Origin of the sequence: Sinorhizobium fredii USDA 257, assembly GCF_000265205.3 — a bacterium.
In the GTDB taxonomy this organism is placed as follows: Bacteria; Pseudomonadota; Alphaproteobacteria; order Rhizobiales; family Rhizobiaceae; genus Sinorhizobium; species Sinorhizobium fredii_B.
In genome coordinates, this window is record NC_018000.1 from 5162547 (window position 1) to 5178521 (window position 15975).

At 64.7% G+C, this 15975-nt stretch carries 15 protein-coding genes and 1 pseudogene; 4 read left to right on the plus strand and 12 right to left on the minus strand.

The genetic code is table 11. The features are described from left to right. Window positions 1–7 precede the first annotated feature (7 nt). The 3 genes and pseudogenes from USDA257_RS24240 to USDA257_RS24250 all read right to left on the minus strand — a co-directional run bounded on the left by USDA257_RS24240 (window position 8) and on the right by USDA257_RS24250 (window position 1864). Entirely contained in the window at window positions 8–991 is a 984-nt protein-coding gene (locus USDA257_RS24240; protein ID WP_014765637.1) for an acyl-CoA dehydrogenase family protein, read from the minus strand. A 79-nt stretch (window positions 992–1070) separates the two neighbouring features. Further along, on the minus strand, window positions 1071–1250 hold the full coding sequence (locus tag USDA257_RS24245) for a hypothetical protein (RefSeq protein ID WP_041414614.1): 180 nt from the start codon (window positions 1248–1250) through the stop codon (window positions 1071–1073). 122 nt (window positions 1251–1372) lie between these two features. Then, window positions 1373–1864, minus strand: a pseudogene (locus tag USDA257_RS24250) (flavin reductase family protein). A gap of 225 nt (window positions 1865–2089) precedes the next feature. On the opposite strand from USDA257_RS24250, the gene USDA257_RS24255 reads away from it, so the two are divergent. Beyond that, window positions 2090–3550: an FAD/NAD(P)-binding protein gene (locus tag USDA257_RS24255; RefSeq protein WP_014765638.1), complete on the plus strand. Its 1461-nt coding sequence runs from the start codon at window positions 2090–2092 to the stop codon at window positions 3548–3550. A gap of 27 nt (window positions 3551–3577) precedes the next feature. On the opposite strand, the gene USDA257_RS24260 is transcribed toward USDA257_RS24255, so the two are convergent. The 4 genes from USDA257_RS24260 to USDA257_RS24275 all read right to left on the minus strand — a co-directional run bounded on the left by USDA257_RS24260 (window position 3578) and on the right by USDA257_RS24275 (window position 7463). Next, complete coding sequence (locus USDA257_RS24260; protein ID WP_014765639.1) at window positions 3578–4399, minus strand: ABC transporter ATP-binding protein; 822 nt, start codon at window positions 4397–4399, stop codon at window positions 3578–3580. A gap of 9 nt (window positions 4400–4408) precedes the next feature. Beyond that, entirely contained in the window at window positions 4409–5245 is an 837-nt protein-coding gene (locus tag USDA257_RS24265) for an ABC transporter permease subunit (RefSeq protein WP_014765640.1), read from the minus strand. A 61-nt stretch (window positions 5246–5306) separates the two neighbouring features. Beyond that, window positions 5307–6473, minus strand: a complete 1167-nt coding sequence (gene ssuD / locus USDA257_RS24270) for an FMNH2-dependent alkanesulfonate monooxygenase (RefSeq protein ID WP_014765641.1) — start codon at window positions 6471–6473, stop codon at window positions 5307–5309. A 27-nt stretch (window positions 6474–6500) separates the two neighbouring features. After that, window positions 6501–7463, minus strand: a complete 963-nt coding sequence (locus USDA257_RS24275; RefSeq protein ID WP_014765642.1) for an aliphatic sulfonate ABC transporter substrate-binding protein — start codon at window positions 7461–7463, stop codon at window positions 6501–6503. A gap of 299 nt (window positions 7464–7762) precedes the next feature. Between USDA257_RS24275 and USDA257_RS24280 the strand changes: the two genes are divergently transcribed. Further along, window positions 7763–10324, plus strand: coding sequence for a GcvT family protein (locus USDA257_RS24280; RefSeq protein ID WP_014765643.1), 2562 nt, complete (start codon window positions 7763–7765; stop codon window positions 10322–10324). Window positions 10325–10596: 272 nt separating this feature from the next. On the opposite strand, the gene USDA257_RS24285 is transcribed toward USDA257_RS24280, so the two are convergent. Further along, window positions 10597–11112, minus strand: coding sequence for a cupin domain-containing protein (locus tag USDA257_RS24285; RefSeq protein WP_048657434.1), 516 nt, complete (start codon window positions 11110–11112; stop codon window positions 10597–10599). On the opposite strand from USDA257_RS24285, the gene USDA257_RS38065 reads away from it, so the two are divergent. Beyond that, on the plus strand, window positions 11041–11316 hold the full coding sequence (locus USDA257_RS38065) for a DUF1194 domain-containing protein (protein WP_223843371.1): 276 nt from the start codon (window positions 11041–11043) through the stop codon (window positions 11314–11316). The two genes, USDA257_RS24285 and USDA257_RS38065, sit on opposite strands and share 72 nt — an antisense overlap. After that, window positions 11231–11410 (plus strand): hypothetical protein, encoded by a 180-nt coding sequence (locus tag USDA257_RS38070; RefSeq protein WP_223843478.1) that lies wholly within the window; start codon window positions 11231–11233, stop codon window positions 11408–11410. Before USDA257_RS38065 ends, USDA257_RS38070 begins: the two co-directional genes overlap by 86 nt. Before the next feature lie 72 nt (window positions 11411–11482). Here the strand turns inward: USDA257_RS38070 and USDA257_RS24295 are convergent, their stop codons facing one another. The 4 genes from USDA257_RS24295 to USDA257_RS24310 are packed head-to-tail and all read right to left on the minus strand — an operon-like array spanning window position 11483 to window position 15974. Next, window positions 11483–13543 carry a 3-hydroxyacyl-CoA dehydrogenase NAD-binding domain-containing protein gene (locus USDA257_RS24295; protein ID WP_014765645.1) on the minus strand — a complete coding sequence of 687 codons (2061 nt, stop codon included), beginning with the start codon at window positions 13541–13543 and terminating at the stop codon, window positions 11483–11485. Between the two features lie 4 nt (window positions 13544–13547). Continuing rightward, complete coding sequence (locus tag USDA257_RS24300; RefSeq protein WP_014765646.1) at window positions 13548–14249, minus strand: ABC transporter ATP-binding protein; 702 nt, start codon at window positions 14247–14249, stop codon at window positions 13548–13550. Beyond that, complete coding sequence (locus USDA257_RS24305; protein WP_014765647.1) at window positions 14236–15021, minus strand: ABC transporter ATP-binding protein; 786 nt, start codon at window positions 15019–15021, stop codon at window positions 14236–14238. The genes USDA257_RS24300 and USDA257_RS24305 overlap by 14 nt, the downstream gene beginning before the upstream one ends. Then, the gene (locus USDA257_RS24310; RefSeq protein WP_014765648.1) at window positions 15018–15974 is read right to left on the minus strand and encodes a branched-chain amino acid ABC transporter permease; all 957 of its coding nucleotides are present in this window, start codon (window positions 15972–15974) and stop codon (window positions 15018–15020) included. Before USDA257_RS24310 ends, USDA257_RS24305 begins: the two co-directional genes overlap by 4 nt. Between the last annotated feature and the right edge of the window lies 1 nt (window position 15975).

Consider the following 15975-nt stretch of genomic DNA (forward strand, 5'->3'; position numbering starts at 1 on the left):
GCTGACCTCAGCCTGTGAATAGCGTGCGCCCGAGCTCTGCGAGCAGGTGCCCGGTGCCGCGCGTTCCTTCCAGCGGAAAGGCGATCTCGATCGCGGTGGCAACTCTGGCCACCTCCACGACGCCAGCCGGCGTGGCGTTCACCTGCGCGAGGTCGAGGGCGGTCGAAGCCCGATCGATCAGGGCCGCCAATGTCTCGATCTCGACCTGGAATCGCCCGATCCGCTCGTCCCACGGCCGGTCGCCCGACGGACGGCCGGCGCGCCACAAGTTCAAATTGCCTGCCAGTTGCCGGCGCTTCTCCCCGAGGACGGTTGCGGCCTGCAGGATCGTTCCGAGCGATCGCGCAAGGACCAGCGCATCGCGGTTGAGGGCAAGCACCGAGTCGGCCGGCACATGCACCCCATCAAGGCGATACAGTGCCGGCTCGCCCACACGGACGACATTGGCGTCGGTGCTGCCACGCTGGACGAGCAAGAGGCTCGTCGCCTCGGCGTCGTTTAGCGCAAGAATGGCGAACCAATCCGGCTCGCCGAGATTGGCAGCCTCGAGAGCACCGGTCAATTTGAACCCGATGCTATCGGGGACGTAGCGCTGCGTCGTGCCCTGATCGATCGGGCCTGTTGCCGACAACCTCTCACCCGTTGCCACATGCGAATAGATACTGCGCCGCTGTTCCTCGCTGCCGCCATTGCGGACCAGTTCGAGGGCGCGGAAGTGGTCGACAAGCGCACCGGCCGCAGCCGGCTGCACTTCGGCGATCTGCGACACGGCCTGAGCGATCAATCCATTCGATACGTCAGCGCCATCGAAATCAGAGGGAATCGAGATCGCCAGCAGGCCGGACCGCACGAGGGCGTCTGCCAGGACAGCCGCGGGAGCATCGGCGCCGAGCGCCACAACCTCGCCGGCCGCCGTCAATACCTCCTCGTCGGATGATATTCGAAGCGGCACCGGTCGAAGACGCTCATGCAGATGCGTAATGGATCCCATCTTATGCATCCCTACTGATGCTGGCTCAGCCAGACCGGCATATGGGCAGAGGCCGCGTACACTGCTCGCCACTTCCGCCTTAGAGAACCGGGAACAATCCCCAGAACAGAGCCTGCTGGCGCGCCTGTTCCTCGTCGCTCCGGTCGACCGCGGCGGCCTTTTTCTCTTTGGCTGCTTTCTCGGGCGCGCTCTTCGCGCGGGTATGTTCGCGCCAGGCTGCCAATAGATCGAAGGAAAAGTTCACCATACCGAGCGGCATTCGGCATTCCTCCTGTTGGACCCTTCATGAGCCGGCGCGCAGTGTCGCCGCATTCGGCTCAATCGTCAATAATTTCCATATAAACTATACAGTACCCTCCTGGGGAATTCCTTCGTCCATCTCTAACCGGAAAGCGCAAAATAACAGCCTTCCCGGTAGATCAGGGACCCGCCCCCACCGGCGCGGATGCCGACCACACGCCCGAGCACGATCACGTGGCTGTGCCGCACGATGGCTTCCTCCACCTCGCAGTCGACGGCCGCCACCGCATCCTGAAGGACCGGCGCGCCGCTGGCAAGGCGGGTCCATTCGGCGCCGCGATAGCGATCCGGCCCCTTAAGCCCGCCGCGGCCGGCGAACTGGTTGGCAAGCACCTCGTGGTGGGTGCCGACGATATTGACGCAGAAATGGCCGAAGCGTTCGACGACCGGCTAGGTCGAGGACGTGCCATTGAGGGACACGAGCATCCGCGGCGGCTCGACGGAAAGGGCGGTCGCCGACGTGACGGTGGCGCCGGTCCGCGCCTCGCCCTCTCCTGCGGTTATGATGCTGACGCCGCCGCCCAAGGAGCGCAAGGCCGCCTTCAAGCCGTCTGCATCGGCCGGCCGGTTCATGGAACGACTGATCGCTCCCTCGACATCGAAGGCACCTACTGAAGGCTGAACCGACATCCCGTCACTCCTCTTCTCGGCAAATCCAGGGCTTCCCCATTGGTAACAGCCGCGGGTCGGCCCCCATAGACATCCAATTTCTTTGTATATATAGTTTATAGAAAATATATCCGCCGCATGCCGCAAGGAGCACTTCGAAGCCGCCCGTCGAGCCGAAAGGAAATCGGAATGCTGAGAATAACCCTGCCGTTGCAGAACGACGTCGCGCCGGTACCGAACATCCGCCGAGTCGCCATTATCGGCGGAGGCTTCACCGGAGCCACGATCGCCCGCCTTCTCGCGCTGCACGGGCAATACTGCCCTCACGAAATCGTCGTCTTCGAGCCCCGCGCCCATCTCGGCGGCGGCTTGGCCTATGATACCGATGATCCGTCGCTTCGCCTCAATGTCGCGGCCCACCGAATGCGGGCGGTGCCGGGCGATCCGCAAGCCTTTGTCCGTTGGCTGTCCCGCTCGGGTCGACTTGAGCGGGACCCGGGTGCCGTGGCGAATGGGGCGATCTATGCGCGAAGAGCCGATTTCGCGGCGTTCATGGCCGGACAGCTCCAGCCCGTTCTCGACAGCGGAACCGTCCGGCATGTGCGCGAGCGCGTCGAGCGCATTTGCCGCCGGTACGGCCGCTGGCAGATCGAGGCAGATGGGGGCGCATCGTTGCAGGCCGATGTCGTCGTGATCGCGACCGGCCATCCGCCGCCGATGCCGCCAGGCGAGCTTGTCTGCCATCTTCGCGATGATCCTCGCTTCATACGGGACCCTTCGCGGCCTGGTGCGCTCCAGGCGATAGGGCAGGACGACAAAGTCTTCGTCGTCGGTGCCGGCCTGACGGCGCTCGACGCCACGGCAGCATTGCGCCATCGCCGGCATCGCGCCGCAATCACGCTCCTTTCGCGAACAGGACATCTGCCGCAGCCCCAGGCCGCTGGCGACTTCGCACCGCATGGCGACTTCCTTATCGGCGTTCCGAACACCGCCCTTTCGCTTCTCAAGCAGGTGCGCTTCGCCCTCAAGGAGGTGACGGAAGGTGGCCTGCCCTGGCAGAGCGTCTTCGAGGCCTTGCGACATCAGGGACAGGCGATCTGGCGAACATTACCGCTTGATGAACAGCGCCGCGTCCTCCGTCATCTTCGCCGGCGCTTTGAAGCGCATCGATTTCGCATGTCGCCGCAGATCGCCGAACTTGTCGACAGCGAAAGGGCGGCGGGCCGCCTCCGAACCTGTGCGGGGCGGATCATTGCTGTCCGGCCCGGCCCGGCGGAAATCGTGATCGACATTGCGGTGAGGCCGCGCGGGACTGTCGAGCGCCACGCTGCGCAGTGGGTCATCGTGGCGACCGGACCTGGCCATGGCAACGTGATTGGCAGCCAGAGCTGTCTTGCCGGGTTGGAACGCCTCGGCCTTCTCGCCGAGGACCCGCGCGGGCTCGGCATCGCGTCCGATTACGACAGCCGGGCTCTGGCGCGGGACGGTTATCCGGTGGAGGATCTGTTCGTCGCCGGACCGCTGGCGCGCGGGACCTTCGGCGAACTCACCGGTGTTCCGGAGATCGCGGCCCAGGCAGAGAGAATTGTCCAGCAAATCCTGGCGATGAGTTTCGCCACGACGCGGACGATCACGATCCGGTCGATGTGATCGGACGCACGCGAGCTTGGGGCGTGTTCAATCCGCTCCGAGGATCGCGTTCAGCAGACGGCGCTCGAAGCCGGCGAGATCCGGATCGCCGTGGCGACGTGGATGCGCGGCCGGAATTTCGAGATCGAGCGCTACCTTGCCGCCGTCCAGCACGATCACCCGGTCGGCCAGATGCACCGCCTCGCCGACATCATGGGTCACGAGGATCGCCGTGAACCCAAGTTCCCGCCAGACGCGGCTGACGAGCTGCTGCATGGTGATGCGCGTCAACGCGTCGAGCGCTCCGAGAGGTTCGTCGAATACCAGGAGGCCGGGTCGGCTGACGAGCGCACGAGCGAGCGCCACGCGCTGCCGCTGCCCGCCGGAGAGGCGCGCCGGCCATTGATCCGCCTTGTCGAGCAACTGAACGTCGTCCAGCACCAGCAGCGCTTTCACGCGCGCCGTGTTCTCATCGATGTCTTGGCCGAGGCCGACCGCCACGTTGTCGACCACCCTCGCCCAGGGAAGCAGCCGAGGCTCCTGGAAGACGATGCGCGCATTGGCCCCTACCGGGTCTCCCGATCGGTCGGCGAAACGGAGGGAGCCGGATGTTGGGCGGTCCAGCCCGACAAGCAGGCGCAACAGGGTACTCTTGCCGCAGCCGCTCTTGCCGACGATCGCCAGGAACTGGCCGGCCGGGACGTCGAGGTCGATGCCGCGAAGGACACGATTTTGGGCGAAGGACTGCTCGATCCGCCGCAGCTCGATCGAGACCGCTTCGGTCGCTTCTACGGAGACCGTTTGCCGATGTTCGCCCAGGGGCTCGGCAGTGCCTGGACGCGGGGCGGAGCTGCTGACGTAGGCGCTCATTGTAGCCTCCTATTTGTTATAGACCGGGTTCCAGGACAAGGCATGGCGCTCCATGACCCTCGCAACCACATCGGCGAGCTTGCCGAGCGCCGCGTAGATGAGCAGCGACAGGACCACCACATCCGTCATCATGAATTCGCGCGCCTGGTTCGCCATATGGCCGATCCCGGAAGACGCCGCGATCGACTCCGAGACGATGAGTGTCAGCCACATGATCCCGAGCGCGTAGCGCAGCCCAACGAATATCGAAGGCAGGGCACCGGGCAGGATGACCTTCCTGAACAGCGTCCAACCGTTCATTCCGTAGATTCGGCCCATCTCGATGAGCTCGCGATCGACGTTCCGCACCCCGTGAAAGGTGTTGAGATAGATTGGAAAAAGCACGCCCAAAGACGTCAGGAAAAGCTTCGATTCCTCGCCAATTCCGAACCAGAGGATCACCAGCGGGATCATGGCCAGATGCGGAATGGTTCTGAGCATCTGCAGCGAGGTGTCCGTCAATTGCTCGGAAAGCTTGGAGATGCCGTTCGCAATGCCGAGCACGAGACCGATTGATCCGCCGACGACAAGGCCAGCCAGCGCGCGCGACCCTGAAACCGCCACGTTGTGCACCAGCGCGCCGGACAGCAATTGGTCAATGAAGGCGACGGCCACATCCGTCGGCGCCGGCATGACCCGCGTCGAAATCCAGCCGACCGACGAGAATATCTGCCACACCAGAAGCAAGAGGATCGGCACGGCGTAGGGCAAGAACCCCTTCAGTCGGATTTGGCGAGCCGAGAGTGCCGGCAGGATCCAGCTCCTCCCCTGCTGCGGGCGATCGCTCGCAACATCGTATGTGGTCATATCCTTCTCCTTCTCGATTGGCGGGGGCCTGGCGGACCCCGCACAGATTTCACCGTTTGGATCAGGAACCCGCGACGACCCGCAGATTGCCGTGTCCGCCGCCAGCGAAAAGCGGCGGCTCGCCGAAGGACGAGCGGATCTGGTTGCGCGGCCCCTTGAGACCGATTTCGGGGAAGAGCAGTTCAGAAACGCGATAGGCCTCCTCGAGATGCGGATAGCCGGAGGCGATCACCGTATCGATGCCGAGTTCCTGGTACTCCCTGAGGCGTGCGGCCACGGTCTTTGGCGAGCCGACGAGCGCGGTCCCCGCCCCCGAGCGAACGAGTCCGATGCCGGCCCAAAGGTTCGGCGATACCTCGAGTCTGTCGCGCCGGCCGCCGTGAAGTGCTGCCATGCGCGCCTGACCAACGGAATCGGAATTCTTCGCAAGTCCCTCCTGAGCAGCGGCGATCGTTTCGTCCGAGAGCTTGGAGATCAGCCGGTCGGCGGCGGCCCAGGCCTCTTCGTCGGTCTCGCGCACGATGAAATGCAGGCGAATGCCGAAGGTCACTGCACGGCCCTTGTCGGCAGCGGCCTTGCGGACCGTGGCGATCTTGTCGGCGACCTCGGCCGGCGTCTCGCCCCAGGTCAGGTACTTGTCGACGACGCCCGTCGAAAATTCGATCGCGGCATCCGATGATCCGCCGAAATAGAGGGGCGGACGCGGCTGCTGCACCGGCGGGAAACCGAGCTGCGCGTCATGCGCCTTGATGTATCTGCCGTCGAGATGCACCTTGCCGGTATCAAGGAGCTGATTGAAGACCTGGAAGAACTCCTCCGCGTGCGCATAACGTTCGTCATGCGGCAGGAAGACGCCGTCGCCGGCAAGCTCCTTGGCGCTTCCTCCCGCGACGATGTTGAGGAGCAGGCGCCCCTTCGAGACCCGGTCCAACGTCGCGGTGAGGCGCGCGTAATAGGCGGGCGATGCGATGCCCGGGCGGATGGCCACGAGGAACTTCAGCTTCTCCGTGAAGGCCGCGAGGTGCGCTGCAAGAATGAAGGATTCCTCGCAGGCCGACCCGGTCGGAATGAGCACGCCGGAATAGCCCAGCCGGTCTGCCGCCGTGGCGATCTCGCGAAAATACCCGACATCTGGGGGGCGGCTCAGATCATCGGAGCCGAGATAGGCTCCATCGCCGGAGGTCGGAATGAACCAGAGGAAATCGAGTGGCTTGTCTTTATTCGTCACGGTCTGTTCCTTTCATTGCGCCGCGTTTCAGCTGGCCTTGGGCCGCCAGGCGAAGTCGGCGATCGTCAGCGTCTTCGGCAGGATGCCGAGGCCATGGAATTCGTTCGCCAGAGCCTGCTGGTAGGTCAGTGCGTCGTCCGACAGGGTCGCCACCTTGCTGAGGTCGGCCCCCTTTCGCGTCAGGATCGTTCGGGTGAGCTCGACGGGAATGCCGGTGATCTCCGAAAGCGCCGGAACGGTTTCATTGAGATTGGCCTGCGCCCAGGCGCCGACCTTGGCCAGTTCGTCGATCACATCGGCGATGACCTCCGGCTGGGAGGCGGTGAAATCTCCATTGCCGAAGAAGAAGCTCCAGCTGTCCACAATGCCTTCCGCCGTTGTCAGGACCCGTGTCTGAGGGTCCGCTTCGGCAACGGCAAAATAGGGATCCCATATCGCCCAGGCGTCGATACCTCCCGTCTTGAAGGCGGCCGCTGCATCCGGCGGCGCGAGATCGGCAGCCTCGATGTCGTCGGTGGTCAGGCCAGCCTTGCGCAGCGCCTTGACGGTGAAGTTATGGGCGCTGGAGCCGCGCTTGAAGGCGACTTTCTTCCCCTTCAGGTCCTGAAGCGTCGCGATCCGCGAATCCTTCGGGACGAGAATGGCGGAGCCCGACGCCGTGCCCTTGTAGCTTCCGACATACAGAAGATTGGCCCCGGCCGCCTGCGCAAAGAGCGGCGGAACGTCTCCGGTCGGACCGAACTCCAGCGAACCGGCGCCGAGCGCCTCGAGGAGCGGTGGACCCGAGGTGAACTCAGCCCAGCTCACGCTCAAGCCATGCTCCGTAAGCCGCTTCTCGAGCGCGCCGGTGCGCTTCGCCAATGCCAGGACGCCGTTCTTCTGCCAGCCGATGCGGAATTCGTTGGCCGCCCGTACCGGCCGGATGCTCGGCGCGCTCAAGGCCGCGGCGGTAGCGCCGATGAGTGCGAGGGTCTGTCTGCGCGTGATCATTTTTCCACCCCTGTCTGGTCGCTGAATGCGATGCAGTCCGAGAGGATGATAAGATAGTCTATAAATTTACTAAGGAATTTTATTCCAAAGAGTTCGAGCCCGGCGGAGAAAATCGTTACGGACGGACAAGGGATGCGAATGGCTTCCTGCCGAAGGCATCAGCCCACTAGTCACCGCTGCTGCCATCCGCTACGGCATGGCTCTGGTCGTGCAGCACGATGATTATGTCGTAGACAGGCTCAAGTCGCGCCGCTGCAAAATCTAATATCCGGCTTCCATACCAACTAGGGTCGCAAGCAATGGCAGAGTTTCCGCAAAGGGCGAAGGTCGTAATCATCGGTCTGGGTGGCATCGTTGGCGCATCGATCGCCCATCACCTGATCGAGCGTGGATGGGACGATATCGTCGGCATCGACAAGTCCGGCATCCCGACCGACATTGGCTCGACGGCGCATGCCTCCGACTTCTGCTACACGACCAGCCACGACTATCTATCGGTCTGGACGACGCAATACTCGATCGACTTCTTCGAGAAGATGGGCCACTACGCCCGCATCGGCGGCCTGGAAGTCGCACGCACCGGCGACGACGTCTGGATGGAGGAGATCAAGCGCAAGCTTTCCTCCGCCAAGGCCTTCGGCACCCGCGCGCACTATGTCTCGCCGGCCGAAATCAAGAAGATGTTCCCGCTGATCGAGGAAGATCAGGTCATGGGCGGCATGTTCGATCCGGACGCCGGCCTGGTCATCCCGCGCTCGCAGACGGTTGCCGGCAAGCTGGTCGATGCGGCGGAAAAGTCCGGCAAGCTGCAGGTCTTCGGCAATACGCCGGCAACTTCGCTCCTCGTCGAGAACGGTCGCATCAAGGGTGTCGTCACGCATCGCGGCACGATCATGGCCGACCATGTCATCGTCTGCGCCGGCATCTGGGGCCGCTTGATCGCCGAAATGGTCGGCGAAGACCTGCCGGTCATGCCGGTCGACCATCCGCTCACCTTCTTCGGCCCGTACAACGAATTCGAAGGCACCGGCAAGGAAATCGGCTTCCCGCTGCTGCGCGACCAGGGCAACTCGGCCTATATGCGCGACACCGGCGACCCGAAGACCACCGAAGGCGGCCAGATAGAGTGGGGCTACTACGAGGCCACCAATCCGCGCCTCTGCCATCCGCGCGACATTCTCGAAAAGCACGAGGCACGCCTGTCGCCCTCGCAGCGCGACCTTGAGATGGAGCAGATCATCGAACCGCTCGAGCGCGCCATGGAACTGACGCCGATCCTCGGTGAGCTTGGCTATAACGAGGGCCACTCCTTTAACGGCCTGCTGCAGGTATCGGCCGCCGGCGGCCCCTCCTGCGGCGAGAGCCAGAAGGTACGCGGTCTCTGGTACTGCGTCGCCATCTGGGTGAAGGACGGCCCGGGCTACGGCAAGCTGATCGCCGACTGGATGACGGACGGGCGCACCGAGATCGACCATGCCTCGATCGACTACGCCCGCTTCTACCCGCACCAGCTCGAAGAGAAGTTCATCGAGAACCGCTGCTTCGAGGCGGCGCAGAAGATCTACTTCCCGGCCGTGCATACGCGTGAGCCCTATGCGAGCAGCCGCAACGTCAAGCGCTCGCCCTTCTACGAGCGCGAGAAGGAACTCGGCGGCTACTTCATGGAACTCGGCGGCTGGGAGCGCGCACATGGCTATGCCGCCAACGAGCACCTCTTGGAAAAATACGGCAACCGCGTTCCGATGCGCGAAAACGAGTGGGACAACCGCCATTTCTGGCGCGTCTCCAACGCCGAACATCTGGCGATGAGCGAGGATTGCGGCATCGTCAACCTCTCGCACTTCCACATGGTCGACATCGAAGGTCCGGACCACGTCGAGCTTCTCGAGTGGCTTTGCGCCGCCAAGATCGGCGGAGACGGCAATATCGGCAAGGGCATCTACACCCACTTCCTTGATGACGAGGGCATGGTGCGGGCCGACTTCACCGTCTTCCGCATGGCCGACCGCTGCCGTCTCGTAAACGGCGCCGATGCCGGCCCGCGCGACTTCCACTACATGCGCCGTGTCGCGGAAGACCGCGGCCTCGACGTCACCATCACAGACGTATCGGAGAAGTTCATCACCATCGGCATCTGGGGCCCCAATGCCCGCGAAACGCTGAAGAAGGTGGTTGCCGATCCGGCCGGCCTCGATCCGCAGAACTTCCCCTTCGCCTCGATCCAGCAGATCGAGATCGCCGGCAAGCCGGTCTCCGCCTTCCGCATCTCCTATGTCGGCGAGCAGGGCTGGGAATTGCACATGAAGTACGAGGACGGCCTGGCCGTCTGGGATGCGCTGCGCGCCACGGGCGTCATGGCCTTCGGCGTCGAGACCTATGCGAACTCGCGCCGCATGGAAAAGAGCCTGCGCCTCCAGAACGCGGATCTTCTCACCCAGTACAACCTCATCGAGGCCGACCTTGCCCGTCCTAAGGTCAAGGAAGCGGACTTCCGCGGCAAGGCGAAGCATCTGGAGTACAAGGCACGCGAGCACCAGCCCGCCATGCTCTGCACGCTCGTCATGACCGAGAACACCGACAGGAACGGCGTGAAGCGCTACCCGGTCGGCAACCTGCCGGTCATGGACCCGGGGAGCGGCGAGGTGCTGATAGACGAACTCGGCCGCCGCTCCTACACCACCTCGATCGCCTACGGTCCGACGATCGGCAAGAACATTGCGCTCGCCTATCTGCCCTGGTCCCATTGCCAGGTCGGCCGCAAGCTGCAGGTCGAGTATTTCGGTGAGACCTACCCGGTCGAGGTCGCAGGCGTCGGCTACAAGCCGCTCTACGACCCGGAAAACCTCAAGCCGCGCAGCTGAGGGGCAGAAGGCCTCTTCTTCGCAATGATGACAAGCGAGCCTGCTCCGACCGAGCAGGCTCGCTTTTTGGTGGAGACTGCGCCGCGTGGGCCGATCGGAACGACGATCCTATTGAGAGCGTTCAGATCGGACCGTCGGTCGCCGCAGTCATTTCTCGGGCTCGGCTGAACTTCGTGCCGCGTCGGCTTCGCCAAGTGCAGTGGGCCCTCTCCTTCCGGCCCCGCCTTCATGCGGAGCGGGTTCGAGATGCGCGGTTTCGGCGAACCCCCGCCTTATCGGGTTCCGGCGCCGATCAGCACGAAGGCGACCGTCGCCGGCTCACTGTTCGGGTTGCGCCAGGCGTGGCGCGTGCCGTGCTGAACCAGGCTGTCCCCGGCGCCGAGGTTCACCGTTGCGCCGTCATCGAGTTCAAGGGTGATCTTGCCGCTGAGTACGATGCCATAATCCATGGTCGGCGTGGTGTGCATGCCGGGATTGTCCATCTCGAAGGTTTGGGCGATGCCCGGCGCGGCGGCCGCGTGCTCCGGACCCGCAAGGTCGGGCCTGAAATCCGGCGACATCATCACGGCATCCGGCGGGAAGGTGACGATGAGGAAGGTCGAGCCGCCGGCGGGCTGCAGCAAAGTTCCGTCGCTCGCCATCGGGTCCGTGCTGTCATATGGCGGGGACGGAACGCCGGCAGTCGTCCAGATCGGAGCGCAGACGAAGCCCGGTGTGTGCTTGAGCGTCACGGACCCAACAATGCCGGGGTACCGGCGCCGGTTGCCCGGAACAGTACCGTCGCCCAAGGGATCGTCATCGACGGGCTCGCGATCATGTTGAGTGACACGCCGGATTCGGCTTCGATCCCGGACCTCGATAGCTATTACAAGGAATGGGTCATCGGCGGAGAAGGGGGCGTTCGTCATGAAGGTGTCCGAGGCCAGCCAATTCTCCGCCGCCATTCTTGCCAAGCTGACGACCGAGATCTCCGGGCTGAAGGTCAGCGTTAGACAACGCCGCCCCGGACTGAGACCTGCCGGATATGCGCAATCCTACAATTGCTTCATCGGCGAGGAACTCCAGGAGCGTTCCATCGGACGATAGATTCTACAGCAGTCGTTGTCGTTCATGCAGGTCCTCTCCCAGACCACCTGCGCGGATTTCGGCGACAGCGCCTCAGCGAGAGGCATCGGAGAAGCCGCCGTGCCGGGCAGCCTCGAGCAAAAGCTCGCAAGGCGGATCGGCTAGTCCTTCGGTCGCAAGCGCGTTCAGCGCCTCGACGACCTTATCAAGGCCCTGCGCCTGCGCATAGTGCATCGGCCCACCCCGCCAGCGCGGAAAACCGTAGCCGTGGATCTTCACCAGGTCGATATCGGATGCCCTGAGCGCGGTGCCGTCCGCAAGGATACTTGCCCCCTCGTTGACCATCGGCAAAAGGATGCAGTCGGCGATTGCGTCCTCGTCCCAGTCCGGCCGGGGCCAGTCCTTCGCCTCCTCCGCGATGATCGACGCGACCGTTTCCGAAAGCCGCGGCGTCCGGTCGCCGGGCGCGTAGTCATACCAGCCGCCGCCGCTCTTCTGGCCGAAGCGCTCGATCGCGCAAAGGCGATCGGCGATCGGTGCGAAGGGCGTCTCGCCGCGCGCGCGAGCGGCCTTGCGTTGGAACGCGGCGATGTCGAGTCCGCCGAGATCCTGCGCCTCGAAGGGCCCCATCGGCAGGCCGAAGGCGCGCATGGCGGCGTCGACGGCCGGAGGCGTGGCGCCCGAAAGCAAGAGCCGCTCGGCCTGAGCCCGCGTCACCTTGAGGATGCGGTTGCCGATGAACCCGTCGCAAATGCCGGCGCGCACCGGAATCTTGTTCAGCATCCGCGCCAGCGCGAAGCCGGCCGCAACCACCGCTGGAGCCGACGCCCGCGTCGGTATGATTTCCAGGAGCTTCATCATCTGCGCCGGGCTGAAGAAATGAAGGCCCAAGAAGCGCTCCGGCCGACGGATGCCCTCCGCAATCCGTTCGGGATCGAGATAGGAGGTGTTCGTGGCGAGGATCGCATTATCGCGGCAGGCGGCGGCAAGACGCGCGAAGACGTCGCGCTTCACGTCCAGATCTTCAAAAACGGCCTCGATGACCAGATCGACATCGGAAAGCGCCGCATAATCCGTCGTGCCGGTGATCCCCGCCATCCGGTCGGCGGCCGCGTCGGTGGAGATGCGGCCGCGCTTTGCAGCGCTATGGAAGATAGCGCGCAGGTTGGCGAGCCCCCGTTCGACAGCGCCATCGTCGCGCTCGACCAGAATGACCGGCAGGCCGGCATCGCGCAGCGCCGCGGCAATGCCGGCGCCCATTGTGCCACCGCCGATCACCGCCGCCGAACGGATCGTCCATGGTGTGACACCGGCAAGCTCCGGCGGACGCGTCGCTGCGCACTCGGCGAAGAACACATGGCGGAGCGCTGCGGCCTGCGCCGAACCGCGCAGCGCCAGGAAGGTTTCGCGCTCGAAGGCGATCGCCGTCTCGAAGTCTACCTCCGCCGCGCGGCGCACGCAGGCGAGCGCACTCAGCGGCGCCTCCTCGCGTTTCGCGCGGGCAGCGACCGTCTTTGCCGCGGCTTCCCAGAAGCCTTCCGCGACTGCCGCAACGGGGCGATCGCGGAGCGCGTCGGGCAAGGGCCGATCGAGAGCAGCGCGTGCGAATGCCACGGCGCCAGCGACGAGATCGTCCTCGATCACCGCGTCGATCAGCCCAGCCTCGTGGGCCTTGCGCGCCCCAACCGGCGTTCCGGTCGTCACCATGTCGACGGCCGTTTCGACACCGGCGAGCCGCGGCAGGCGGACGGTTCCGCCGGCGCCCGGCACGATGCCGAGGCGGACTTCCGGCAGGCCGACGCTGGCCGAGGAAACCGCCACACGAAAGCGGCAGCCGAGCGTCACCTCGAAGCCGCCACCAAGCGCGCTGCCATGGATCGCCGCAATCCAGGGCTTGGCAGCCCGCTCGATCCGCGCGACGAGGTCGGGCAGGTGCGGCGGCATCGGCGGCTTGCCGAATTCGCCGACATCGGCACCGGCGATAAAGGTGCGCCCGGCACAGGCAAGCACCACTGCCTTCACCGACCGATCGGCGTCGAGCGCCTCAGCGGCGTCGAAGAGCCCTTGGCGCAGCGCCTGCGACAACGCATTGACCGGCGGGTTATTGACGGTGACGACGGCGATCTCGCCTTGGCGTTCGATGCTGACGGTCATGGCATTAGATTCCCAGGTAGGCTTCGCGAATTCGTTCATCGGCGATGAGTTCGCCGGCCGGGCCGGTCATGGTGATCCGCCCGGTCTCCATCACATAGCCGCGGTCCGCGATCGACAAGGCGCCGAAGGCGTTCTGCTCGACGAGGAGAACGGTGACGTCGAGCGCCCGCAGGCCTTTGACGACGTCGAAGATCTGCTGCACCAGCATTGGCGCCAGCCCCATGCTCGGCTCGTCGAGCAGCAGGCAGGAGGGCCGCCCCATTAGCGCACGGGCGATCGCCAGCATCTGCTGCTGGCCGCCCGAGAGCCCGCCGGCGGCGAGATTGCGCTTTTCCTTCAGCACCGGGAACAGGGCGAAGGCATCCTCCATGTCGCGCTCCACCCTCGCGTCGGAGAAGAGATAGGCGCCGAGGCGGAGATTTTCCTCGACCGTCAGGTTGGTGAAGATCTGCCGGCCTTCCGGCGATTGTGCCAGGCCCCGCTCTAGGCGGCGATAGGCGGGCACCGCTGTCAGCGCCTCGCCTCGAAAGAGGATCGACCCGCCGGAGACCGGCTGGATGCCGGAGAGGCAACGTAAGAGCGTCGTCTTGCCGGCGCCATTGGCGCCGACCACCGCGACGATCTCACCCGAGCCGATCTCGAGGTCGATGCCGTGCAGGACCTCGATGCGCCCGTAGCGCGAGCGCAATCCCTCAACCGTGAGCATCGGCCGCCTCCCTCGCTTGCGGCCCGAGATAGGCCTCGATGACGCGCGGATCGCGCGACACCTTCGTCGGCGCGCCTTCGGCAATCTTCTCGCCATGATCCAGAACGACGATGTGGTTGGAGATGCGCATCACCATCTTCATGTCATGCTCGACGAGAAGGATCGCCACGCCTTCGGCCGCGACTTCGGCGATCAGCCGGTCGATCTCCTCCGTCTCGACCGCATTGCAGCCGGCCGCTGGTTCATCGAGGAGAAGGACGCGCGGTTTCAGCGCCAGCGCGCGGGCGATTTCGAGACGCTTCAGCGCGCCATAGGAGAGCGAGCCCGCTTCCTGGGCCTCAGCGCGGCCGAGACCCACTCGCTCGAGCAGCAGGCGCGCACTGGATTCTGCCTCGCGGGCGCGGCGGCGCGAAGACGGCAGGCTGAATAGATCGGCGAGAACCGGCCCCTTCTCATGCAGATGATGTCCGGCGATCGCATTCTCCAGCACGGTCATCGCCTGGAAGATCTGCAGATTCTGGAAGGTGCGGGAAAGGCCGCGGCGGGCGAGCAGATGCGGCTCCATGCCGGTCACGTCCTCGCCGGCAAGCTTCACGCGCCCCTGCCCGGGCCGATAGACGCCGGAGATCATGTTGAAGAGCGTCGTCTTGCCGGCGCCGTTCGGTCCGATCACCGAGACGATCTCGCCGGCGCCGAGAGAAAAGCTGACATCGTGGACGGCACGCAGGCCGCCGAAATCGATGCCCAGACCTTCAACCTGAAGCAGGCTCATTCTCCCCTCCCCCGGATTCTGCGCGAGAGACTCGGCAGCAGGCCATCACGCATGAAGATCATCACCAGCATCATGACGAGGCCGAGCATGACCTGCTCGTATTCCTGGAACACGGTCAGGACCTGCGGCAGCGTCGTCAGGATCATCGCGCCGCTGACCGCGCCGATCACCGATCCGGCGCCGCCGAGGACGGTCATGGTGACCAGTTCGATCGAATGCATGTAGCCCGCCACATCCGGCGTGATGAACTTGTTCTGCAGTGCCAGCAGCGAGCCTGAAAGGGAGGCGTAGACGGCCGAGATGACGAAGGCCTGCAGCTTGAAGCGCGCCACGTCGACACCGACAGTGCGGGCCGCAACTTCCGATCCGTGAAGCGCGCGCAAGGCCCGACCCGTGGGGCTGTGATAGAGGTTCAATGCCAGCCAGGCGCCGATCACCAGGATACCCCCCGAAAACGCGTACCAGAAGGCGGAATTCGAGAGATCGAGACCCGCCGATTTGAGCAACGCTCTGAGCCCCGGATCGGGTACTGTCATGCCGTCCGGACCGCCGGTGACCTGCGCCTCGTTGGCGAGTACCATGGATACCAGCGCGCCGAAGCCGAGGCTTGCCACGGCCAGGTAATAGCCCTTCAGACGCAGGATCGGCCGCCCGACGAGCCAGGCGAGACCGCCCGAGAGCGCCGCTCCGACGACGGCCGCCGCAAGCGGGTTGAGACCGAGATGAACCGGCGCCAGCGCGCAGGCATAGGCGCCGATGCCGACGAAACCGGCGTGGCCGAGGCTGATCTGGCCGGCATAACCGGTGAGCACGACAAGCCCGGTCACCGCCAGCCCGTTGACGAAGATCAGCGAACCGACGCGGAAATAATAGGACGAGGGAAAAAACAGGGGCGCCAGTGCGATCAGTGCGGCAAGCACGAGCAAAGTCGTTGTCTTTGAAGAGAGCCGCATG